At 71.6% G+C, this 20,898-nt stretch carries 17 protein-coding genes and 1 pseudogene; 6 read left to right on the top strand and 12 right to left on the bottom strand.

All coding sequences use genetic code 11. From position 1 onward, the window contains the following. Nucleotides 1–74 precede the first annotated feature (74 nt). Nucleotides 75–1,244: a PQQ-dependent sugar dehydrogenase gene (locus ACQP2Y_RS40445; RefSeq protein ID WP_433721616.1), complete on the top strand. Its 1,170-nt coding sequence runs from the start codon at nucleotides 75–77 to the stop codon at nucleotides 1,242–1,244. A gap of 51 nt (nucleotides 1,245–1,295) precedes the next feature. Continuing rightward, entirely contained in the window at nucleotides 1,296–2,918 is a 1,623-nt protein-coding gene (locus ACQP2Y_RS40450) for a metallophosphoesterase family protein (protein WP_433721617.1), read from the top strand. 134 nt (nucleotides 2,919–3,052) lie between these two features. Here ACQP2Y_RS40450 and gatB read toward each other — a convergent pair whose 3' ends face one another. From gatB to ligA, 6 genes are all read right to left on the bottom strand, one after another. Then, nucleotides 3,053–4,546: an Asp-tRNA(Asn)/Glu-tRNA(Gln) amidotransferase subunit GatB gene (gatB, locus tag ACQP2Y_RS40455; protein ID WP_433732256.1), complete on the bottom strand. Its 1,494-nt coding sequence runs from the start codon at nucleotides 4,544–4,546 to the stop codon at nucleotides 3,053–3,055. Nucleotides 4,547–4,548: 2 nt separating this feature from the next. Beyond that, entirely contained in the window at nucleotides 4,549–6,030 is a 1,482-nt protein-coding gene (gene gatA / locus ACQP2Y_RS40460; protein ID WP_433721618.1) for an Asp-tRNA(Asn)/Glu-tRNA(Gln) amidotransferase subunit GatA, read from the bottom strand. Between the two features lie 5 nt (nucleotides 6,031–6,035). Continuing rightward, complete coding sequence (gatC, locus tag ACQP2Y_RS40465) at nucleotides 6,036–6,335, bottom strand: Asp-tRNA(Asn)/Glu-tRNA(Gln) amidotransferase subunit GatC (RefSeq protein ID WP_360550146.1); 300 nt, start codon at nucleotides 6,333–6,335, stop codon at nucleotides 6,036–6,038. 184 nt (nucleotides 6,336–6,519) lie between these two features. Then, on the bottom strand, nucleotides 6,520–6,996 hold the full coding sequence (locus ACQP2Y_RS40470; RefSeq protein ID WP_433721619.1) for an N-acetyltransferase family protein: 477 nt from the start codon (nucleotides 6,994–6,996) through the stop codon (nucleotides 6,520–6,522). An 8-nt stretch (nucleotides 6,997–7,004) separates the two neighbouring features. Next, entirely contained in the window at nucleotides 7,005–9,389 is a 2,385-nt protein-coding gene (locus ACQP2Y_RS40475) for an EAL domain-containing protein (protein ID WP_433721620.1), read from the bottom strand. A gap of 189 nt (nucleotides 9,390–9,578) precedes the next feature. Next, nucleotides 9,579–11,705 (bottom strand): NAD-dependent DNA ligase LigA, encoded by a 2,127-nt coding sequence (gene ligA, locus ACQP2Y_RS40480; RefSeq protein ID WP_433732258.1) that lies wholly within the window; start codon nucleotides 11,703–11,705, stop codon nucleotides 9,579–9,581. Between the two features lie 253 nt (nucleotides 11,706–11,958). Here ligA and ACQP2Y_RS40485 point away from each other — a divergent pair, with 253 nt between their 5' ends. Beyond that, a complete protein-coding gene (locus tag ACQP2Y_RS40485) occupies nucleotides 11,959–12,360 on the top strand; it encodes a type II toxin-antitoxin system PemK/MazF family toxin (RefSeq protein ID WP_433721621.1) in 402 nt (133 codons plus the stop codon). 10 nt (nucleotides 12,361–12,370) lie between these two features. Here ACQP2Y_RS40485 and ACQP2Y_RS40490 read toward each other — a convergent pair whose 3' ends face one another. The 5 genes and pseudogenes from ACQP2Y_RS40490 to ACQP2Y_RS40510 all read right to left on the bottom strand — a co-directional run bounded on the left by ACQP2Y_RS40490 (nucleotide 12,371) and on the right by ACQP2Y_RS40510 (nucleotide 17,959). Beyond that, on the bottom strand, nucleotides 12,371–13,369 hold the full coding sequence (locus tag ACQP2Y_RS40490; RefSeq protein ID WP_433721622.1) for a methionine synthase: 999 nt from the start codon (nucleotides 13,367–13,369) through the stop codon (nucleotides 12,371–12,373). 232 nt (nucleotides 13,370–13,601) lie between these two features. Next, nucleotides 13,602–14,663 (bottom strand): annotated as a pseudogene (gene mnmA / locus ACQP2Y_RS40495) (tRNA 2-thiouridine(34) synthase MnmA); the annotation flags it as partial. A 265-nt stretch (nucleotides 14,664–14,928) separates the two neighbouring features. Then, nucleotides 14,929–16,104, bottom strand: a complete 1,176-nt coding sequence (locus ACQP2Y_RS40500; RefSeq protein ID WP_433721623.1) for a cysteine desulfurase family protein — start codon at nucleotides 16,102–16,104, stop codon at nucleotides 14,929–14,931. A gap of 101 nt (nucleotides 16,105–16,205) precedes the next feature. Beyond that, nucleotides 16,206–17,165 (bottom strand): electron transfer flavoprotein subunit alpha/FixB family protein, encoded by a 960-nt coding sequence (locus ACQP2Y_RS40505; protein WP_360826292.1) that lies wholly within the window; start codon nucleotides 17,163–17,165, stop codon nucleotides 16,206–16,208. 14 nt (nucleotides 17,166–17,179) lie between these two features. Then, a complete protein-coding gene (locus tag ACQP2Y_RS40510; RefSeq protein WP_433721624.1) occupies nucleotides 17,180–17,959 on the bottom strand; it encodes an electron transfer flavoprotein subunit beta/FixA family protein in 780 nt (259 codons plus the stop codon). Between the two features lie 248 nt (nucleotides 17,960–18,207). On the opposite strand from ACQP2Y_RS40510, the gene ACQP2Y_RS40515 reads away from it, so the two are divergent. Genes ACQP2Y_RS40515 through ACQP2Y_RS40525 form a run of 3 tightly spaced genes read left to right on the top strand, consistent with a single transcriptional unit; the run spans nucleotide 18,208 to nucleotide 19,222 of the window. After that, nucleotides 18,208–18,549, top strand: a complete 342-nt coding sequence (locus tag ACQP2Y_RS40515) for a YidH family protein (protein WP_433732260.1) — start codon at nucleotides 18,208–18,210, stop codon at nucleotides 18,547–18,549. Then, nucleotides 18,546–18,848, top strand: coding sequence for a DUF202 domain-containing protein (locus ACQP2Y_RS40520; protein ID WP_433721625.1), 303 nt, complete (start codon nucleotides 18,546–18,548; stop codon nucleotides 18,846–18,848). The genes ACQP2Y_RS40515 and ACQP2Y_RS40520 overlap by 4 nt, the downstream gene beginning before the upstream one ends. Before the next feature lie 38 nt (nucleotides 18,849–18,886). Continuing rightward, on the top strand, nucleotides 18,887–19,222 hold the full coding sequence (locus ACQP2Y_RS40525) for a PLDc N-terminal domain-containing protein (RefSeq protein ID WP_433721626.1): 336 nt from the start codon (nucleotides 18,887–18,889) through the stop codon (nucleotides 19,220–19,222). A 10-nt stretch (nucleotides 19,223–19,232) separates the two neighbouring features. Here ACQP2Y_RS40525 and ACQP2Y_RS40530 read toward each other — a convergent pair whose 3' ends face one another. Then, a complete protein-coding gene (locus tag ACQP2Y_RS40530; RefSeq protein ID WP_433721627.1) occupies nucleotides 19,233–20,855 on the bottom strand; it encodes an acetolactate synthase in 1,623 nt (540 codons plus the stop codon). Nucleotides 20,856–20,898 lie beyond the last annotated feature (43 nt).

Genomic DNA, 20,898 nt, shown 5'->3' on the forward strand with positions numbered 1-20,898 from the left:
CCGGCCGGAGATCCAGGTGTGCCGGACGTCCCAGCCGGCCCCGCTACCCTGGACCGGGGAAACGAGGAGGTCGTGTGATCGAGCGCAGTCGCCGGTTCCGAGCGGGCGCCGTGACACTTGGTGCCGTGCTGGCTCTGACCACCGCGTGCAGCTTCGGCCCGCCGGAGCCCGACGTGGCCGGGGAACCGCCGAACCTGCCGGCTCCGTCCGTCTCCGCCGACCCGGACAGCAGCAGTGCCGGCGAGGCCACGGCAGCGGCCACGGTCCTGGCCAAGGACCTCGAGGTGCCGTGGGGCCTGGCCTTTTTGCCCGACGGCGCTGCCCTGGTGACGGAGCGTGACACCGCCCGCATCCTGCAGGTCGGCCCGGAGTCGGACGCCGAGGGGCTCAAGGTGACCGAGGTGCAGCGGCTCACCGAGCCGGAGCCGGGCGGCGACGGCGGCCTGCTGGGCATCGCCGTCTCCCCGAAATACGAGACCGACGCGACCGTCTTCGTCTACTACTCGACGGCGAAGGACAACCGCGTCGCCAAGCTCAAGCTCAAGGGCAAGCCGGAGCCGATCCTCACCGGCATCCCGCACTCGGCGAACGACAACGGCGGTCAGCTCGCGTTCGGCCCGGACGGCATGCTTTACGTCACCACGGGCGACGGCTCGTCGACCGGCAACCAGGCGCCGAACCCGAAGAGCCTCGGCGGCAAGATCCTGCGGATCACCACCGCCGGCAGACCCGCACCGGGGAATCCGGTCAAGAACTCGCCGGTCTGGTCGTCCGGTCACCGTAACGTGCAGGGCATAGCCTGGGACTCGGCCAAGAAGATGTACGCCAGTGAGTCGGATCAGAAGAAATCCGGCGAGCTGAACGTGATCGAGAAGGGCAAGAACTACGGGTGGCCGAAGGCGGACGGCGCCAGCTCGGACGCCAAGCTCACCGCTCCGGTGGTGAGCTGGCCGATCGGCGACTCGTCCTGCGCGGGTGTGGCGGTGCTGGAGCGCATGGTCGCGACGGCCTGCCTGCTGGGGCAGCGGGTGTGGATGGTCGACATGACCGAGAACGGCACCTTGCTGGGTCAGCCCAAGTCGGTGCTGGCCGGTGAGTACGGCCGGCTGCGCGGACTGGTAGCCGCCCCCGACGGCTCGTTCTGGGTCACCACGTCCAACCGGGAGAAAGGCGCCGAGCCGGGACCGGACGACGACCAGATCATCCGGCTGGTGTTCTCCGACGGCGGAGCCGGCCGGAGCTGACCGTCGTCACTGTTTGACGACCAGCGCACGGGGGCAGGTGAGCCGGCGACCATGAACGAGAAGATCTTGCGGGCCCGCGACGCGGTGAAACGTACCTGGCAGCGGCCGTGGGCCCGGCGCCTGAGCGTCTGGGCGGCGGTCGTGGCCGTCAGCCTGACCGGCGTCGTCGTCGGCACGATGCTGTTCGCCCAGGCGGAGATCGCGGTGGGCCCGTTCCGGGCCGACATGTCGATCAGCCCGTCGGTCGAGGGCGGCACCGAGGTGCAGATCCCGCCGCTGGGTTCGCTGCACCTGGACAGCCACGACGGCCCGATCCATCTGAAGGTGAACCTGGGCTCGCTGGACCAGGGACGCACCGAGGCGCTGATCGATGACCCGACGGCGATCAGCGCGGCCGGGCAGTCGGCGGTGGACGACGTGACCAAGGGCGTGCTGCAGCTGGGCCTGCGGGCGCTGGGCGCGGCGATCGTGTGCGCGCTGATCCTGTCGGCGCTGATCTTCCGCAACGTCCGGCGGGTGGCGGCGGCCGGGGTGCTGGCGCTGGTGGTGACCGGCGGCAGCCTGGGGCTGGCCGCGGGCACGATCCGGCCGGACTCGATCAGCGAGCCGAGGTACGAGGGCCTGCTGGTCAACGCGCCCGCGGTGGTCGGTGACGCACGGCGCATCGCGGACAACTACGGCCGGTACGCCGACCAGCTCCAGCAGCTGGTCAGCAACGTCAGCCGGATCTACACGACGGTGTCGACGTTGCCGGTGTTCGAGCCGTCCGGCAACAGCACCCGCATCCTGCACGTGTCCGACCTGCACCTGAACCCGACGTCGTGGGGCGTGATCCGGACGGTCGTGAAGCAGTGGGACATCGACGCCGTGGTCGACACCGGCGACATCGTGGACTGGGGCAGCAACGCCGAGACCTCGTACGTGAGCAACATCGGCCAGCTCGGGGTGCCGTACGTGTACGTGCGCGGCAACCACGACTCGCTGGCGATCCAGGAGGCCGTGGCCCGGCAGAAGAACGCGGTCGTGCTCGACGACACCACGGTGACGATCGACGGCCTGACGTTCGCGGGCATCGGCGACCCGGAGTTCACACCGGACAAGAGCGAAACCCCGCCGGCCGACGCGGACGAGCCGGTCACGTCGCCGCTGCTGACCAGCGGCGAACGCCTGGCGACAACGATCCGCGCGGCGCAGACGAAGGTGGACGTGGCGCTGGTGCACGACCCGGCGATGGCGCCGCCACTGTCCGGGCTGGTCCCGGTCGTGCTGGCCGGCCACACCCACAAGCGCGAGGTGAGCGTGCTGGCGGCGCCGTCCCCGGCACCCTCGTCGTCGGTGGCCCCGAGTGTGCCGGCGCCGAGCGCTTCGGCCGGGGTGACGGCGCCGCCGCAGGAGACACGGCTGCTGGTGGAGGGTTCGAGCGGCGGCGCGGGCCTCCGCGGGCTGGAGAAGGAGGAGCCGACGCCGCTGATGATGTCGGTGCTGTACTTCGACGAGACGCACGCGCTGAAGGCCTACGACGACATCCAGCTGGGCGGCACGGGCGAGCAGAACGTGACGATGCAGCGCAAGGTCGTCGGCAAGGACGAACCGGAACCGACCACGGACCCGTCGGTGATCAGCGGCGTGACCCCGGAGATCCGCCCCAACGGCAGCGTGCCCCCCGGCCGCTGACCCGCCCGGCGCAGGGCCAAGCGGAGCTCAACCACCGCTCTCAGCCCGGATGGCGGCGTCACCAGGCCGGGACGGCAGCGCCCGGCCCTGTGTGTCACAGGACCGGGCGCCGGCCGTAAGAAATATCGCGAGGCTCAGGAAAGCCGGGAGAGGATCAGCTCCCGGACGGTCTTGGCGTCCGCCTGGCCGCGGGTCGTCTTCATGACCGCGCCGACCAGCGCGCCCGCCGCTGCCACCTTGCCGTCGCGGATCTTGGCCGCGATGTCCGGGTTGGCGGCGATGGCCTCGTCGACCGCCGCCGTGAGCGCGCCCGTGTCGGAGACGACGCCCAGGCCGCGGGCCTCGATCACCGCTGCCGGGTCGCCCTCGCCGGCCACGACGCCCTCGAGCACCTGGCGGGCCAGCTTGTCGTTGAGCTTGCCCTCGTCGACCAGGCCCTGCAGCTGCGCAACCTGGGCCGGCGTCACGCCGACCGCGGCGAGCTCGACGCCCGTCTCGTTGGCGCGGCGGGCCAGCTCGCCCATCCACCACTTGCGGGCGCCGGCCGGGGTGGTGCCCGCGGCGATGGTCTCCTCGATCAGCTCGATCGCGCCGGCGTTGGCCGCCGACTGCATGTCGAGCGTGGAGATGCCCCACTCCTCGGCGAGCCGGGCGCGCTTGACGCTGGGCAGCTCGGGCAGGGCCGCCTTGAGCTCAGCCACCCACGCCGTGTCGGGCGCGATCGGCACGAGGTCGGGCTCGGGGAAGTAGCGGTAGTCGGTCGCGGTCTCCTTGGAGCGGCCCGGCCGGGTGTCGCCGGTGGTCTCCTGGAAGTGCCGGGTCTCCTGGAAGATCCGGGTGCCCTGGCTGAGCAGGCTCGCCTGGCGGATGATCTCGGAGCGGACCGCCCGCTCGACCGAACGCAGCGAGTTGACGTTCTTCGTCTCCGTCCGGGTGCCCCACTCCTCGCCCGGCAGGTTCAGCGAGGTGTTCACGTCGCAGCGCATCGAGCCCTGCTCCATGCGCACGTCGGAGACGTTGAGCGAGCGGATGATGTCGCGCAGCTCCGTCACGTACGCCTTGGCGACCTCGGGGGCCCGGGCGCCGATGCCGGGGACGGGCTTGGTGACGATCTCGACCAGCGGGATGCCGGCCCGGTTGTAGTCCACCAGCGACTCGGTCGCGCCGTGGATGCGCCCGGTGGCCCCGCCGACGTGCAGCGACTTGCCGGTGTCCTCCTCGAGGTGGACCCGCTCGATCTCGATGCGCACGGTCTCGCCGTCGACCAGCACGTCGACGTAGCCGTCCACGCAGAGTGGCTCGTCGTACTGGCTGGTCTGGAAGTTCTTCGGCATGTCCGGGTAGAAGTAGTTCTTCCGGGCCATCCGGCACCACGACGCGATGTCGCAGTTGAGGGCGAGCCCGATCCGGATGGTGGCCTCGATCGCGGCGCGGTTGGCCACCGGCAGCGCGCCGGGCAGGCCGAGGCAGACCGGGCAGACCTGGGTGTTGGGCTCCGCGCCGAACTCGGTCGGGCAGCCGCAGAACATCTTGGTGTTCGTGCCCAGCTCGACGTGCGTCTCCAGGCCGATGACCGGCTCGTAGCGGGCGATCGCGTCCTCGTAGGAGGGCAACGCGGTGGTGGTCATGCTCACGCCTCCAGCGTCGGTGGGGTCAGGGTGCCGACCGCGGACTCGAGAGCGGCGGCGACCCTGTACATCCGGTCGTCGGCCATCGTCGGCGCCATCACCTGGAAACCGACCGGCAGTCCCTCGGAGAGCCCGCACGGCACCGAGATCGCCGGGCCGCCGTAGAGGTTGGTCGGGATGGTGTAGAGGTCGGCCAGATACATCTGGTAGGGATCGCTGGTGCGCGAGCCGAACGGGAACGCCACGAACGGCGTGGTCGGCGAGATCAGCACGTCGACCTGCTCGAAGGCGGTGGTGAAGTCGCGCGTGATGAGCGTGCGGACCTTCTGCGCCTGGCCGTAGTACGCGTCGTAGTAGCCGCTGGACAGCGCGTACGTGCCGAGAATGATCCGGCGCTTGACCTCGGGACCGAAGCCGGCGTCCCGGGTCAGCGACATGACCTCCTCGAGCGAACGGTTGCCGTCGTCGCCGACCCGCAGGCCGTAGCGCACGCCGTCGAAGCGGGCCAGGTTGGACGAGGCCTCGCTGGGCGCGATGAGGTAGTAGGCCGGCAGGGCGTACTCGAAGTGCGGGCAGGACACCTCGACGACCTCGGCACCCAGCTTGACCAGCGCTTCGACCGACTCGCGGAAGGCCGCCAGCACGCCGGGCTCGGCGCCCTCGCCCGCGAACTCCTTGACCAGGCCGAGCTTGACCCCGGTGAGGTCACCGGTGGCACCGAGCCGGGCCGCGGCGACGACGTCGGGCACGGGCTGCGGGATGGAGGTCGAGTCACGCACGTCGTGGCCGGCGATGACGGAGTGCAGCAGGGCCGCGTCCTCGACGGTCCGGGCGCAGGGGCCGGGGGTGTCGAGCGAGGACGAGAAGGCGATGAGGCCGTAGCGGGACGTGCCGCCGTACGTCGGCTTGGCGCCGACCGTGCCGGTGACCGCGCCGGGCTGCCGGATGGAGCCACCGGTGTCCGTGCCGATCGCCAGCGGCGCCTCGTAGGCGGCCAGCGACGCGGCACTGCCGCCGCCGGAGCCGCCGGGGATGCGCCCGAGGTCCCACGGGTTGTTGGTGGGGCCGTAGGCCGAATACTCGGTGGAGGAGCCCATCGCGAACTCGTCCATGTTGGTCTTGCCGAGCATGACCGTGCCGGCGGCGCGCAGCCGCTCGACGACCGTCGCGTCGTAAGGCGGCTTCCAGCCTTCGAGGATCTTGGAGGCGGCGGTGGTCGGGATGCCACGCGTGGCGATCACGTCCTTGACCGCGACCGGCACCCCGGCCAGCGGTCCGAGCTCCTCGCCCCGGGCCCGCTTCTCGTCGACGGCGCGGGCCGCGGCCAGCGCACCGTCACGGTCCACATGCAGGAACGCGTGCACCTGCCCGTCGACGGCGGCGATCCGGTCGAGATGCGCGGTCGCGACCTCGACAGCGGAGGCGTCGCCGCCGCTGATCAGGCCTGCGACCTGCGCAGCGGTCATCCTGGTGACGTCAGTCACGGCGCTCAGTCCTCCTCGTCCAGGATGCGCGGCACGCGGAACCGGCCCTCGGCGGAATCAGGCGCGCCGGAGAGCGCCTCCTCCTGCGTGAGGCACGGCGTCACGACGTCGTCGCGGTAGATGTTGGTCAGCGGCACGGAGTGCGAGGTCGGCGGGATGTCCTCGGCGGCCACATCACCGATCCGGGCGACCGACTGCAGGATGACGTCGAGCTGACCGGCGAACTGGTCGAGCTCCTGCTCGGTCACGGCGAGCCGCGACAGGCGCGCGAGATGCGCGACCTCTTCGCGGGAGATGGCGGCCATCGGTGCCCCCTTGGTATGGATGTCGCTGACCGGGGAAGTCTATTTCTTTCGGCCCGGGCGGCGGGCGGCGGCTCCCCGGTCTGTGGATAACCCGGCAATCCGAAGATCAAATTCTGGATGTCGTGCGTGGTTGCCTGGCTCTGACCGTCGCTCCCGCCGATTGCCGGCTGAGTGAGCCAAGACCTCAGAACCGAACCTCCAATTCAAGCTCGTGACGCAACGGAATCCCGTCCAGCTCGCGCGGAATGGCCGGCTTCAGGGCGCGGGCCCGGGTCACCGCGTCCCGGTGCACGGCGACCAGGTCAAAGCCGTTCCGCTGGTAGAAGCGCAGGGCTTTGACGTTGTCGTTCGTCGTGACCAGCCAGACGCGGGCGGCCCCTGACCTTGCTGCCAGGTCGAAGATCCAGACGAGCAGAGCTCCGCCGGCGCCTGTCCCTGGACGGTCCGCGGCAATCGAGACGATCTCCCAATCCGTCCCGACGGCCCGGTAGGTCAGCAGCCCCACGGGTTCGTCGTCCTCCCAGGCGATCCCGCCGGGAAGATCACTGGCGTCGATCAATTCGCCATGGACGGCGACCGCAGTGCCATGGAACGCGGCAGTCAGTGACTGCTGCACGTACGCGATGTCGGCGGGCGTGACGGGACGCACCTCGATCGCCATGGCACTCCTCAGGACGTCGGCACCGCCAGGGCGCCGGGTTCACGGCCGGGTCGCAGAGGACGATAACGCGACAGCCACACCGCCAGATCCGGTGCGGGCATCGGCCGCGCGTGGAACCAGCCCTGCGCCGCGTGACAGCCGGCCGCGGCGAGCAGCCGCCAGGTCCGCTCGTCCTCGACGCCCTCGGCGACGACCCGCAGCCCCAGCGAGTCGGCCAGCGCGATCACCGACCGCACGATCGCGGCGTCACCCCGGTCGGCGGCCATCCCCAGCACGAACGAGCGGTCGATCTTCACTTCGGCGAACGGCAACCGGCGCAGATGCTGCAACGACGAGTAGCCGGTGCCGAAGTCGTCCAGGGAGATCGCCACCCCCATCCGGTCCAGCCGGGTGATCGTGTCGAGGACCCGGTGCGGGTCGGCCATCAGCGCACTCTCGGTGATCTCGAGCTGCAGCAGGTCGGGCGGTACGTCGTACCGGTGCAACAGGGTGTCGATCTCCACCGCGATGTCCGCCGCATGCAGGTCCCGGACGCTGACGTTGACGGACGCGCGCAGCGGCCGGCCGGCCGTGCGCCAGGCGCCGAGCTGGGCGATCACCTCGCGCAGCACCCGGCTGGTGAGCAGCCGCATGACGGGCGTCTGCTCGGCGACCCGCAGCAGCTCGCTCGGCCCGACCATGCCGCGCACCGGATGCCGCCAGCGCAGCAGCGCCTCGACACCGACCAGCTCACCGGTCGCGATGGCGATCTGCGGCTGGTAGTAGAGCGTGATCCCGTCGGCGGCCGGGTCGCTGCCCGGCTCGGCCTGCACGGCGCGGCGCAGATCGGCGAGCAGGGCCAGGTCGGGCGTGTGGTCGGTGTCGCGCGCGTAGACGGCGACGTGATCGCCGCGCTCCTTGGCGTCGTACATGGCGGCCTCGGCCTGGCGCAGCAAGGAGGCGCCGTCGCCGCCGCGCTCGCCCTGCAGGGCGATGCCGATCGAGGCGCTGACGTCGATCGGCAGGCCGTCGAGGGCGAACGGCCGGCCGAGCTCCTCGGCCAGATGCGCCGCGAGCCGCCGGGCCGCGGCCGGCCCGTCGACCCGGGTGGCCAGCACGGCGAACTCGTCACCGCCGAGCCGGACCACAAGATCATGCGACGGTACGACCGCAGCGAGCCGGCGGGCGACCTCGACGAGCAGCCGGTCCCCGGTGGTGTGCCCGAGGGCGTCGTTGACGGTACGGAACCGGTCGAGGTCAAGCAGGAGGAGGGCGAGCCCGCGCTCGGACCGGTGCAGACCGCGCGCGGCCCCCCGCTCGGCGACGGAGGTCTGCAGGGCGCGCCGGTTGGGCAGCCCGGTCAGGGAGTCGACCCGGGCGGCCCGCTCGTATTCACCGGCGGAACGCACCATCCGATGCACGGCATGCAGGGCAAGAAGTACCAGTGGCACAAGGGCGATGCCGACCTGCGCCGCGGCCAGCACAACGGGCCCGAGCAGCAGGAGCGCGGCGGTGGCGAACAGCTCCACTCCCCAGCGCTGCACCCGGCGACGGCGGCGGCCCGCACTCGCGCAGCGCGCGAAAAGCACGTCGAGGCCGGTGCGGGCGCCGATCCACGCGGCCGCGGCGGCAACGGTGAGCAGGGCGTCGTCCCAGTGCGGCTGGGCGCCGACGTGGAGACCGGCGAGGGCGGCGACGGCGGCGGCTCCGGCCAGGGCCACGGCGTGCTGCACGGCCAGGTGCAGGGCGCGGCGGGGAGACTGGCGCATCCGTACGCCGGCGACGGCCATGGCGGCCAGTTGTACGGCCAGCGCGGGCACGAAACCCCAGGCGAGCACGATGCCGAAGGTGAAGCAGATGGACGGCAGGATCACCGAACTGGCCCGCCGGTTGGCGACTACGTAGGGGCGCGCGTCGACGGCCAGGGCGAGGGCGGCCATGACCCAGAAGGCGGTGGGCAGCTCCTCGAAGGTGCGCGGCGAGGTGAGCCAGAGGACGAGGTCGACCAGGAGGGCGCCGCCGACGGCCGTGACTGCGCCTCGCCGCGCGGTGACCGGGCTGGTCCCGGCCGGCGACGACTCGAACGGCGCTCCGAGCAGCGCCGATGCCGGCGTTTCTGGCGTCGCCGCGGTCTTCCCGGCGCCGGCCCGCCTGCCACCGGGCCTCCAGCCGCGCGACCTCCAGCCTCGCAGCCATCCACCCCGTGCTCCTCGGCCGCCCGACTCCCGCCCGCGCGACTCGCGGTCACGCGACTCCCGGCTGCGGGCCTCGCGGCCGTCAGACCGCCGACCGGCCGTTCCCCCGCCGGGCGATGCATGATCCAGCGAGCCGCCATCCGAACGCACGTCGGTGATCGGCTCGCCGGCCGGCTGCTCTTCACCCGGCATGGAGCTGCGCTGTTCTGCGGCACCCATGCGACCTCCACGGTGGCGTCGACCGAACGATCTTCCTCACCATAGATCCGCATGGACAAAACTACGCGAAACAGACTCGCCGTTACCAAATTGCCGTATCGACCTGAACGTGGAACCTCCCGAGATTCACCCGTTGGTGGATCTTCACCGGCGGCACGCCAACCATCGCGGCCGCCGGCTCGGCGTGTCCTATTCGGCCGGCTCAGCCGCCTTCTTCCTCGGCTTCCGGGTCGCCGCGGCCTTCTTCGGCTCGCCGTCCGCCGCCTCCTTGGGCGCGTCCTCAGCGATCTCGGCCACCGCCCGAGCGGCGTCCGGCCCGTCGGCCAGCAGCACCGCGAACCCGTCCTCGTTGAGCACCGGCACCTTCAGGGACAACGCCTTGTCGTACTTGCTGCCCGGGTTGTCCCCCACCACCACGAACGCCGTCTTCTTGGACACCGAGCCGCTCACCTTGCCGCCCCGGGCCAGCACCGCCTCGGAGGCCTCGTCCCGGGTGTGGGTCGACAGGGTGCCGGTCACCACCAGGGTCATTCCGGCCAGGGGCCGCGGTCCGGTGTCGGTGCGTTCCTCGGCCATCTTGACGCCGGCCTCGCGCCACTTTCGGACGATGTCGCGGTGCCAGTCGACGGCGAACCACTCCCGCAGGCTTTCCGCGATCGTGGGCCCGACGCCGTCGACTGCTGACAGCTCCTCGATCCGGCCTTCCTCGACCGCGGCCTCGATGGCCGCCATCGAACCGAATTCCAGTGCCAGTGCCCGGGAGGCGGTGGGGCCGACGTGCCGGATCGACAACGCCACGAGGACCCGCCACAGTGGCCGGCTCTTGGCCTCCTCGAGCTTCTCCAGCAGCTTGACCGCGTTGGTGCCCAGGGTGTCGTCCATGTTGACGAAGAACGGTGAGCGCAGCAGGTCGTCGGCGGTCAGGCCGAACAGGTCGCTCTCGTCGGTCAGCACCGACGACTCGTAGAGCGCTCGGGCAGCCTTGTAGCCGAGGACCTCGATGTCCAGGGCGTTGCGGCTGGCCAGGTAGAAGAGCCGTTCGCGGAGCTGCCCCGGGCAGTAGTGCTGGTTGGGGCAGCGGATGTCGATGTCGCTCTCCTTGGCAGGAGCGAGCGGGGTGTCGCACTCGGGGCACCGGGTCGGCATCACGAACTGGTGCGCGTCGTCGGGGCGCAGGTCCATGACCGGACCGAGGATCTCCGGGATCACGTCGCCGGCCTTGCGCAGCACCACGGTGTCGCCGATCCACACGCCCTTGCGCTCGACCTCGCGGGCGTTGTGCAGCGTCGCCTGGGCCACCGTGGAACCCGCCACCAGCACGGGCTGCAACACCGCGTACGGCGTGACCCGCCCGGTGCGTCCCACGTTGACCAGGATGTCGAGGAGCTTGGTGGTGACCTCCTCGGGCGGGTATTTGAAGGCGATCGCCCAGCGGGGCGCCCGGCTGGTCGAGCCGAGCCGGCCCTGGATGGCGACCGAGTCCACCTTGACCACCACGCCGTCGATCTCGTGCTCGACGTCGTGCCGGTGCTGACCGTAGTAGGCGATGTAGTCGCGGACCTCGGCCATCCCGTCGACGAGCCGCCAGCGGTCACTGGTGGGCAGCCCCCAGGAGCGCAGGGCCTCGTACGCGTGGGACTGCGAATCCGGCCGGAACCCTTTCCGGGCGCCGATGCCGTGCACGACCATCCGCAGGCCGCGGGACGCGGTGATCCGCGGGTCCTTCTGCCGCAGGCTGCCGGCGGCAGCGTTGCGCGGGTTGGCGAACGGGGCCTTGCCCTGCTCGACCAGCGAGGCGTTGAGGTCGGCGAACGCGGACGCCGGGAAGTAGATCTCGCCGCGCACCTCGAGCAGCTCGGGCGGGTTGTCGTCGGCCAGCCGGTCGGGGATCTCGCGGATGGTGCGGACGTTGGAGGTCACGTCCTCGCCGGTGCGCCCGTCGCCGCGAGTGGCACCGCGCACCAGGCGACCCTTTTCGTAGGTCAGGTTGATGGCGAGGCCGTCGACCTTGAGCTCGCAGATGAACTGCACCGGGCCGCCGGCGTCGCGCTCGGTGCGCTCGGCCCAGGCGCCCAGCTCGGCGTCGTCGAAGACGTTGTCGAGGGACAACATGCGCTCGGCGTGCTCGACCGGGGTGAACAGGGTGGAGAAGGTGCCGCCGACATTCTGCGTCGGGGAATCGGGGGTGCGCAGGGCCGGGAACTGCTCCTCCAGAGCCTCCAGCTCGTGCAGCAGCTTGTCGAACTCGGCGTCGGAGACCGTCGGGGAGTCGAGGACGTAGTAGCGGTACTGATGGCCGCGGACCTCGTCACTCAGCTCGGCGTGCCGGGCGCTGACCTCCGGGGTCGGCTCGGCGCCGGCGGCGGCGACCTGCTCGGCGGTCGGCCGGCCCTCCGCGAGCTGCTCGGCGACCGCAGCCGCCTCGGCACCGTCGGCGGGCGTATCGACAGGCTGCTTTTCCGGCACCGGGAGACCTCCGTGGTTCGTTCTTCTCTACCGGCACGTTAGTCGCCCGGTCCGACAAAACCATCGACATGCGCGGCCGGCGGCGCCCGGGTACGTTCTGCCGGTGGCGGACTGGTGGCTGTGGGCGGGTGGAGCTGCGGTGCTGGTCGCGGCCGGATGGTGGCTGCGCCGGCGGTGGCGGGCCGGGCGGCCGAGCAGCGGCGACATCTGGTGGGCCGACGTGCCCTATGCCCGCGGGCAGGGCTCGAAGCTGCGCCCGTGCCTGGTGCTGCGCCGCCGCGGCGACGGCATCGTGGTCCTGAAGATCACCAGTCAGGACAAGAGCCATCGCCGCGACCACGTGCTGATCCCGACGCGCCGGTGGGACGCGCGGGCGAGCCATGACTCGTACCTGAATCTGGGTGAACCGATCGTCGTCCGCCCGGCGGCCTTCCAGCGCCGCGCGGGCGCGGCGGACCTGCGCACCCGCCGCCAGGTCGCCCGCTTCCGCAGCCGGTCCCGGTGAAGCCGGGGCGTCAGACCTCGGCCAGCCGCCGGCCGGCCTCACGGCAGGCCTTGAGCACGTCACGCACGTAGGACTGGGAAGCGCCGGCGAGCCCGCAAGCAGGCGTGATGACGACTTGCTGCGGCAGCCGGGCCGCCGGGAAGCCGAGCCGGCTCCACAGCTTCCGCGCCCGGTCGGCGACCTGCGCCGACGTCATCGCGCGGCCGTCAGCCGGCGGCCGGGTGGGTGCCGCGCCGGCGAAGAGGCCGAGGCCGGCCTCCAGGGCCTCCCCCAACGGGTCAAGATCCTTGATCAGCGACAGGTCGAGCGCGACGGCGGCGGCCTGGGCATCCCGGACCACCTGCAGCGGTACGGCCGGAGCACAGCAGTGCACGATGACCGGCACCCCGACAGCCTCAACCACCGTCCGCAGCCCCGTAGCGGCATCCGGCCCGTCGACGACCTTGTAAGCCCCCAGTCCGCTCTCCGTGGGGATGCGTCCGGCGAGCACCGCCGGCAGCGAAGGCTCGTCGAGCTGGAGCAGCACCGACGCCTGCGGCAGCCGCTTCTGCACATCGGCCACGTGCCGACGCAGCCCCTCGGCCAGCGACTCGGTCAAGTGACGCACGGCACCGGAGTCGCGCAGCATGCGGCCACCAATCGGCAGATCCAGGCTCGCCGCCAGCGTCCACGGCCCGGCGGCCTGGAGCTTGACCGGCCCGGTGAACCGGTCGGCCTGCTCGGAGAGCTGATCGAGGTCACGTTCCAACAGGTCGGCGATGCGGCGCTGGTCCCGGCCGGGGCGGGGAGCCATCTGCCAGCGGCCGACGTAGATCTGCACCGGCAGCTCGACCAGCAGGCCGGCGGTGCGCCCGATCATGTCGGCGCCGGGACCGCGGTCAGGCAGCTCGGCCAGGTGCGGCAGCTCGGGCAGCTCGCCCATGATCAGGCGCTGCGCCTCGGCGATGTCGGTGCCGGGCAGCGAGCCGACCCCGGTGGCCGCACCGACCGGCCAGGGAAAATCAGGCACGACGCGCCGGCCCGACCCCGTCGGTACTCGCGGACACCCGGTCGGACAAAGCCTCGCCCGAACCGCCAGCGCCCGAAAAACCCGAGCTCGAAAGGCCCACGCTCGAAGCACCCGCGCCTGAACCGCCTGCGCTCGAAGCACCCGCGCCTGAACCGTCCGCGCTCGAAGCAGCCGAGCCCGCACCGGCCCCGCTCGAAGCAGCCGAGCCCGCACCGCCCGTGCTCAGCGTGCCGGAGGCGATCGTCGCTGAGCCGAGAACGATGTCACCAGCCGGATCCGGCCGATAGGCGACGATGGCCTGACCAGCCGCAACCCCCCGAGCCTGCGCACGCAAGTGGGCCACCAAGCCGTCCGGTCCAACGCTCACCACAGCGGGAACAACCTCGCCGTGAGCACGCAGCTGCACGTCGCACTCGACCGGAGTCTGCTCGCCGTGCCAGATCGGCCGGCTCGCCGTCACGGTGTCGACAGCAAGATCCTCTCGCGGCCCGACCGTCACGGTGTTGGTCTTCGGCGTGATCGAAAGCACATACCGAGGACGCCCGTCCGGCGCCGGAACCCGCAGGTCGAGGCCCTTACGCTGACCGATCGTGTACGAGAAAGCCCCGTCGTGCTGCCCCAGCACGGCCCCGGTGCGACCGTCCACGATGTCGCCCGGCGTCGCCCCCAGGCGCTCGGCGAGGAAGCCCTTGGTGTCACCGTCGGCGATGAAGCAGATGTCGTGCGAGTCGGGCTTGTCGGCGACGGCCAGCCCACGCTCGGCCGCCTCCTGCCGGACCCGCTCCTTGGTCGAATCCCCGAGCGGGAACACAGCCCGGTCGAGCTGCGCACGGGTCAGCACAGCCAGCACGTACGACTGGTCCTTGGCGATGTCGACACTGCGCCGCAGCAGACCGTCCGCCCCCAGCCGGGCGTGGTGCCCGGTGACCACGGCGTCGAAGCCCAGCGCAACCGCCCGATCCAGCACCGCGGCGAACTTGATCTTCTCGTTGCAGCGCAGGCACGGGTTCGGCGTGCGCCCGGCCGCATATTCCGCGACGAAGTCGTCGACCACGTTGTCGTGGAACTGCTCAGCCATGTCCCACACGTAGAACGGGATCCCGATGACGTCGGCGGCCCGCCGCGCGTCCCGCGAATCCTCGAGCGTGCAGCACCCCCGCGCACCGGTCCGGTAGGTCTGAGGATTCCGCGCCAGCGCCAGGTGCACCCCGGTCACATCGTGGCCGGCGTCCCGAGCGCGCGCGGCAGCGACAGCGGAGTCGACCCCGCCGGACATAGCTGCAAGAACTCGCACCCGAACAGCCTATCCGCCCCCACCGACATCCCCCATTGCCGCATCGACCGCAAAACCTTTTCCGGTACGCGCACCGCAAAGTCCAGTGGCACACACGCCCAGCACCTGCCGTCCCGACCTCGCCGCGCCCCCATCCGGGCTGAGAGCGGTGGAGAGCTGCTCCGCAGCCGCCGGGCGCCGGACAGCGGACAGCGGGCGCCGGACAGCGGGCGCCGGACAGCGGGCGCCGGGCGCGCCGCGGGCGGTTGGTCGGTTGTGCGCTGGGTCAGCGGGGGGTTTTCCAGGCCGTCGCGCGGCGGGCGCGCTCGACCGCCCCTGGCAGCGCCGCCAGCAGCGTGTCCACGTCCTCGGTCGTCGAGGTATGACCCAGGGTGAAGCGCAGCGACGACCGGGCCCGGTCGTTGTCCGCGCCCATGGCCAGCAGCACGTGCGACGGCTGCGCCACTCCGGCCGAGCACGCCGACCCCGTCGAGCACGCGATCCCCTGAGCGTCCAGGAGCAGCAGCAACGCGTCTCCCTCGCACCCCGGGAAGGAGAAGTGGGCGTTACCCGGCAACCGGTCGGTGGCGTGGCCGTTGAAGACCGCGTCCGGGATCGCCTTGTGGACCCGTTCCACCAGTTCGTCGCGGAGGGCGGCCACCCGCTGGGCGTACTCCTCGCGGGTTTTGACCGCGGCCTCGACCGCCACCGCGAACGCCACCACTCCCGGGGTGTCCAGGGTTCCCGAGCGCACGTCGCGCTCCTGGCCGCCGCCGTGCAGCAGCGGGGTCGCGGCGATGTCGCGGCCCAGCAGCAGCGCGCCGACGCCGATCGGGCCGCCAAGCTTGTGGCCGGTCACCGTGAGGGCGGCCACGCCGCTGGCGGCGAAGTCGACCGGGACCTGGCCCACCGCCTGCACCGCGTCGGTGTGGAAGGGGATCCCGGCCCCGATCGCCAGCCGGGACAGCTCGTCGATCGGCTGGATCGTGCCGACCTCGTTGTTCGCCCACTGGGTGCTGATCACCGCGATCTCGTCGCCGTGCTCGGCCAGCAGGGCCGCCAGTGACTCCGGGTCGACCCGGCCGGCCGCGTCGACCGGCAGCCAGCTGACCTCGGCGCCTTCGTGGGTGGCCAGCCATTCGACCGCGTCCAGGACCGCGTGGTGCTCGACGGCCGAGGCCACCACCCGGTTGCGGCGGCGGTCAGCGCCTCGGCGGGCCCAGTAGATGCCCTTGGTCGCGAGGTTGTCGCTTTCCGTCCCGCCGCTGGTGAAGATCACCTCGGACGGGCGGGCACCGAGCACCGCGGCGATGCGTTCGCGGGACTCCTCGACCTGGCGGCGGGCCCAGCGGCCGGCCGCGTGCAGGGACGACGGATTGCCGACCTCGCGGGCGGCCGCGACGTAGGCGTCGAGCGCTTCGGCGAGCATCGGCGTGGTCGCCGCGTGATCCAGGTAGGCCATCAAGTGAAGCTTATGCCTTGAGCCGTCAACCGAAACGATCCGGCTGGACGGAGCGCGGAACGGCCCGGCGGAGAATCCGCCGGGCCGCTACTTCACGCTGGTTACTTGCGCTTGCGGATCTCGTCGTTGGCCTGCGGTACGACCTTGAACAGGTCGCCCACGACACCGAAGTCGGCCAGCTCGAAGATCGGCGCCTCGGGGTCCTTGTTGACCGCGACGATGGTCTTCGAGGTCTGCATGCCGGCCCGGTGCTGGATCGCGCCGGAGATGCCCAGGGCCACGTACAGCTGCGGGGAGACCGTCTTGCCGGTCTGGCCCACCTGGAACTGGTGCGGGTAGTAGCCGGAGTCGACCGCCGCGCGGGAGGCGCCCACGGCCGCGCCGAGCAGGTCGGCCGTCTCCTCGACCAGCTTGAAGTTGTCGGCGTTGCCGACGCCGCGGCCGCCGGACACGACGATCGAGGCCTCGCTGAGCTCGGGGCGCGAGCCCTTCTGCTCGGCGACCCGCTCGACGACCTTGGTCAGCTTGTCGGTGTCGGACGCGACCACGGTGAGCTGCTCGACGGCCGGGGTGGCCGGCTGCGGGGCCGGGGTGACCGAGTTCGGGCGGATCGTGATGATCGGCACGCCCTTGGTGACCCGGGACTTGACGATGGTGGAGCCGGCGAAGACCACCTGGGTGGCGGTGCCGTCCTCGGCCACCTCGACCGCGTCGACGAGCAGGCCGTTCTCCAGCTTGACGGCGAGCCGCCCGGCGATCTCCTTGCCCTCCTGGGTGGAGCCCAGCAGCACCGCGGCGGGCTGGACCCGCTTGACCAGCTCGGCGACGACGGTGGCCTTGGGAGCCACCAGGTAGCCGTCGATCTCGTCGCTCTCCGCGGCGTAGATCTTCTCGGCGCCGTACTCGCCGAGCTTGCCGGCGAGCTCGGCCGCGGCGCCGGGGCCGCCGAGCACGACGGCCGAGACCGAGCCCAGCGTACGGGCGACGGTCAGCATTTCGAGGGTGACCTTCTTGACGCCGGAAGCCTGCGAGGCCTCGACGACGACCAGTACTTCAGCCATGGTGGGAGCCCTTCTCAGACGAACTTCTCGGCGGCCAGGTACGCGACGAGCTGCTCGCCACCCGTACCCTCGTCAGTGATCTTGGTGCCGGCCGAACGCGGCGGGCGCTTCGCGAACTCGACCACCGCGGAGGTCGCGCCGGCGGTGCCGACCTCGTCGGCGGAGACGCCCAGGTCGGCCAGCGACAGGGTCTGCACCGGCTTCTTCTTCGCGGCCATGATGCCCTTGAAGGAGGGGTAGCGCGGCTCGTTGATGGTGTCCCAGACGCTGACCACGGCGGGCGTGGCCGCGGTGACGACCTCGTAGCCCTCGTCGGTCTGCCGCTCGGCGGTCAGCTGGCTGCCGTCGACGGTGAGCTTGCGGGCGCCGGTGAGCGCCGCGACGCCCAGCCGCTCGGCCAGCATGTGCGGCATGACCTGGACCCGGCCGTCGGTCGACTCGGCGCCGCAGAGCACGAGGTCGGCGTTGAGGGTGCCCAGGGCGGCGGCCAGGACCTTGGAGGTCGCGACGGCGCACGAGCCGTGCAGGGCGTCGTCGGTGATGTGTACGGCCTTGTCGGGGCCCATGGAGAGCGCCTTGCGGATGGACTCGGTGGCGCGCTCGGGTCCCATCGTCAGCACGGTCACCTCGCCACCGTGCGCCTCCTTGATCTTCAGCGCCTCCTCGATGGCGTACTCGTCCATCTCGTTGATGACGTTGCTCGCCGAGGACCGCTCGACGGTGTTGTCGCCCGGGCTCAGGGTGCGCTCAGCACCGGAGTCGGGTACCTGCTTGACCAGTACGACGATGTTCATCGCGCTTCGACGACCCTCCTGTTTGTGGACGCACGCCTGCAGCCGTGGCTGCTGTCCCCCCGGCCGATGTTACCCGTCGGTAGCATAGGGGTCTCCACCACCGAGAGTGACTCACCTCACCGATGGATCTGATCCATCTTCTCCCACGGCAGCGACGGAGGGGCCGCAGGAGCCGGGTGCGAATGTTCACTTGACTGGTCGATAATCACCCGGTGCTCGACCAGTGGTTCAACCCGCAGAAGACCCCGATGGTCGGCGAGAAGCCGGACTACCGGTTCTCGCTGGCCAACGAGCGCACCTTCCTGGCCTGGATCCGGACCGCGCTGGCGCTGCTGGCCGGCGGACTCGCCTGCGCCCAGTTCCTGCCGCCGTTGCCGATCGCCCACCTGCGCGAGGGCATCGCCATCGCGCTGCTGGTGCTCGGCGGGGTGGTCGCGCTGCGGGCGGTGGACCACTGGGCGCGTACGGAACGGGCCATGCGGCTCGGCGCCGATCTGCCCAAGTCCCGCTTCCCGGCGATCCTGGCGCTGGTGGTCGCGTTCGGCGCGCTGCTGCTGGTCGCCGCCGTGGTGATCAAGGCAGTCGGGTGACCGCCGATCCCGGCGCATCGGCGGAGCGCACGCGGCTGGCCTGGCGGCGTACCGGACTGTCGGCGGCCGCGGTCGCTCTGCTGGCGGCGCGGCCTGCGTTCAGCCCCGCGGCGGGGCCCGGCACGTATCTGGTGGCGGCGGGTGCCCTGGCCGGCTGGGCTGCACTGGTCGCTCTCGCGTACCGTCGCGCCCGAGGTCTCGGGTTGCAGCCGCCGCGCCCCGGCCAGCGCGCTATCACCGCCTATGCGGGGATCACGGTGGTCTTGGCGATCCTCGCAACGGTGCTTGTCACGCTCTGATCGTCGCCGATACTCCTCCGGCGCGTCATCATTGCCTCATGGTCCGGTTGTTCGTCTTCCTGGCTGCGGTGCAGCTCGTCCTTCTGGTGCTCGCGCTCATCAGCGCGTTGTCGGTCCCCCGGGTCCGCAACATGCCCCGAGCGCTCTGGGTGCTCGTCATCCTGCTGATCCCCCTGCTCGGTCCGCTCGCCTACTTCCTCTCGGGACGCCCCAAGGCGCCACCGCGTGAGCACGGCCCCGTGCTGCGCAGCAAGCCGCGTCCGGCCGCGCCGGACGACGATCCCGACTTCCTGCGCTCGGTGGACACCGAGCAGTCCAAGCGCGACCGGGAGCTGCTCGCCCAGTGGGAGCGTGACCTGGAGAAGGACGAGTGAACCGGGCCGGTCAGGCCAGGTTCGACGACCGCGGGTAGGCGTCGGCCGGGTCGGTCAGCACGTTGACCAGGTACGGCACGCCCGCCTCGAACGCGCGCTCCAGGGCCGGGTTCAGCTCCGACGACTTCTCCACGGTCTCGCCGGCCCCGCCCAGCGCCTGGACCACCCGGTCGTAGTGCAGGCCGGGCTGCAGGTCCGCGGCCACGTCGTAGCCGTACATGGCCTGCATGGGGTGCTTCTCCAGGCCCCAGATGCCGTTGTTGCCGACCACGATCACCACGGGCAGCCCCTGCCGGGCCAGCGACTCCGCGTCCATCAGCGAGAAGCCGGCCGCGCCGTCGCCCATCAGCACACAGATCTGCCGGTCGGGGTAGGTGACCCTGGCCCCCATCGCGTAACCCATGCCGGTGCCGAGGCAGCCGTACGGGCCCGGGTCGAGCCAGGTGCCGGGCTGGGCGGGCTCGAGGAAGCGGCCCGCGTACGAGACGAAGTCCCCGCCGTCGCCGATGGTGACCGCGTCCGGGGCCAGCACCTTGCGCAGCTCGCCGTAGATCCGGGCGGGCTTGATCGGGTCGCTCTCCGCGACCATCGCCTCGGCGTCGCGGGCCTTGCCGGCGTCCTCGGCGGCGCGCAGGCCCTCGATCCACTCACTGTGATCCGCCCGCTTGCCGCTGTGCTCGGCCAGCGCGGTGAGGATGAGCCGCAGGTCACCGGCGGGTGAGACGGCCGTCTCCACGTGCCCGGCGCGCTGGCTCGGCGCGTCGACGATGTGCACGACCTGAGCGGCGCCGAACTCGCCGAAGCCGAGCCGGAAGTCGAGCGGAGTGCCGATGACGGCCACCACGTCGGCCTCGTTCAGAGCCGGGCGGCGGGCCTTGGCGAAGGCGAGCGGATGGCCGGGCGGCAGCGCGCCGCGGCCCATGCCGTTGGTGAAGACCGGGATCTGCAGCGCCTCGGCGGCCGCCCGCAGCTCGGCGATCGCGTCACCGCCCCACACGTCGGAGCCGGCGATGATCACCGGGCGCTCGGCGCCGGCCAGCAGGGTCGCGGCCTGGGCGACCTGCTCCGGGTCGGGCTGCACGACTGGGATCTCCGGTGCGCCCGGCGCGGCGACGGCCTCGCTGGAGAAGAGCACCTCCAGCGGCAGGTCGAGGAACGCCGGGCCGCGGTGGGCGGTCAGCGCGGCGGTCAGCGCCTTCGCCACCTCGCCCGGGATCTCCTCGGTGCCGGTGACGGTGGCGGCGTACTTGGTGACCGGGGTGACCAATGGGACGTGGTCGATCTCCTGGAGGCTGCCGGAGCCCCAGCGGAAGGCAGGCGCCCGGCCCCCGAGCACCAGCACCGGCGAGGCGTTGAAGAAGGCGCTGGTCAGGCCGGAGATGCCGTTGGTGACACCGGGCCCGGCGGTCAGCACGGCAAAGCCGGGACGGCGCTGCAGCTTGGCGACGGCCTCGGCGGCGAAGACGGCTGACTGCTCGTGCCGTACGTCGTAGATCGGGAAACCGGCCTTGTGCGCGGCGTCGTACAGCGGGAAGACGTGCCCGCCGGAGAGGGTGAACATCTCCGTCACGCCGTACGCCCGCAGCGCCGCCAGCGCCAGGTCCCCGCCGTGGCCCTCGATCATCTCCGCCATGCCAGCTCCCGCCGCTCGGTCCTCGCCAGCACGCTACCGGGCG

Origin of the sequence: Actinoplanes sp. CA-051413, from assembly GCF_050955795.1 — a bacterium.
In the GTDB taxonomy this organism is placed as follows: Bacteria; Actinomycetota; Actinomycetes; order Mycobacteriales; family Micromonosporaceae; genus Actinoplanes.

Coding starts and splice junctions, on each gene's coding strand:
- ACQP2Y_RS40450 (WP_433721617.1), top strand. CDS start 1,296: ATGAACGAGAAGATCTTGCGGGCCCGCGACGCGGTGAAACGTACCTGG.
- gatB (WP_433732256.1), bottom strand. CDS start 4,546: ATGACCACCACCGCGTTGCCCTCCTACGAGGACGCGATCGCCCGCTAC.
- gatC (WP_360550146.1), bottom strand. CDS start 6,335: ATGGCCGCCATCTCCCGCGAAGAGGTCGCGCATCTCGCGCGCCTGTCG.
- ACQP2Y_RS40470 (WP_433721619.1), bottom strand. CDS start 6,996: ATGGCGATCGAGGTGCGTCCCGTCACGCCCGCCGACATCGCGTACGTG.
- ACQP2Y_RS40475 (WP_433721620.1), bottom strand. CDS start 9,389: ATGGGTGCCGCAGAACAGCGCAGCTCCATGCCGGGTGAAGAGCAGCCG.
- ACQP2Y_RS40500 (WP_433721623.1), bottom strand. CDS start 16,104: ATGGCCTACCTGGATCACGCGGCGACCACGCCGATGCTCGCCGAAGCG.
- ACQP2Y_RS40505 (WP_360826292.1), bottom strand. CDS start 17,165: ATGGCTGAAGTACTGGTCGTCGTCGAGGCCTCGCAGGCTTCCGGCGTC.
- ACQP2Y_RS40510 (WP_433721624.1), bottom strand. CDS start 17,959: ATGAACATCGTCGTACTGGTCAAGCAGGTACCCGACTCCGGTGCTGAG.
- ACQP2Y_RS40515 (WP_433732260.1), top strand. CDS start 18,208: ATGGTCGGCGAGAAGCCGGACTACCGGTTCTCGCTGGCCAACGAGCGC.
- ACQP2Y_RS40525 (WP_433721626.1), top strand. CDS start 18,887: ATGGTCCGGTTGTTCGTCTTCCTGGCTGCGGTGCAGCTCGTCCTTCTG.
- ACQP2Y_RS40530 (WP_433721627.1), bottom strand. CDS start 20,855: ATGGCGGAGATGATCGAGGGCCACGGCGGGGACCTGGCGCTGGCGGCG.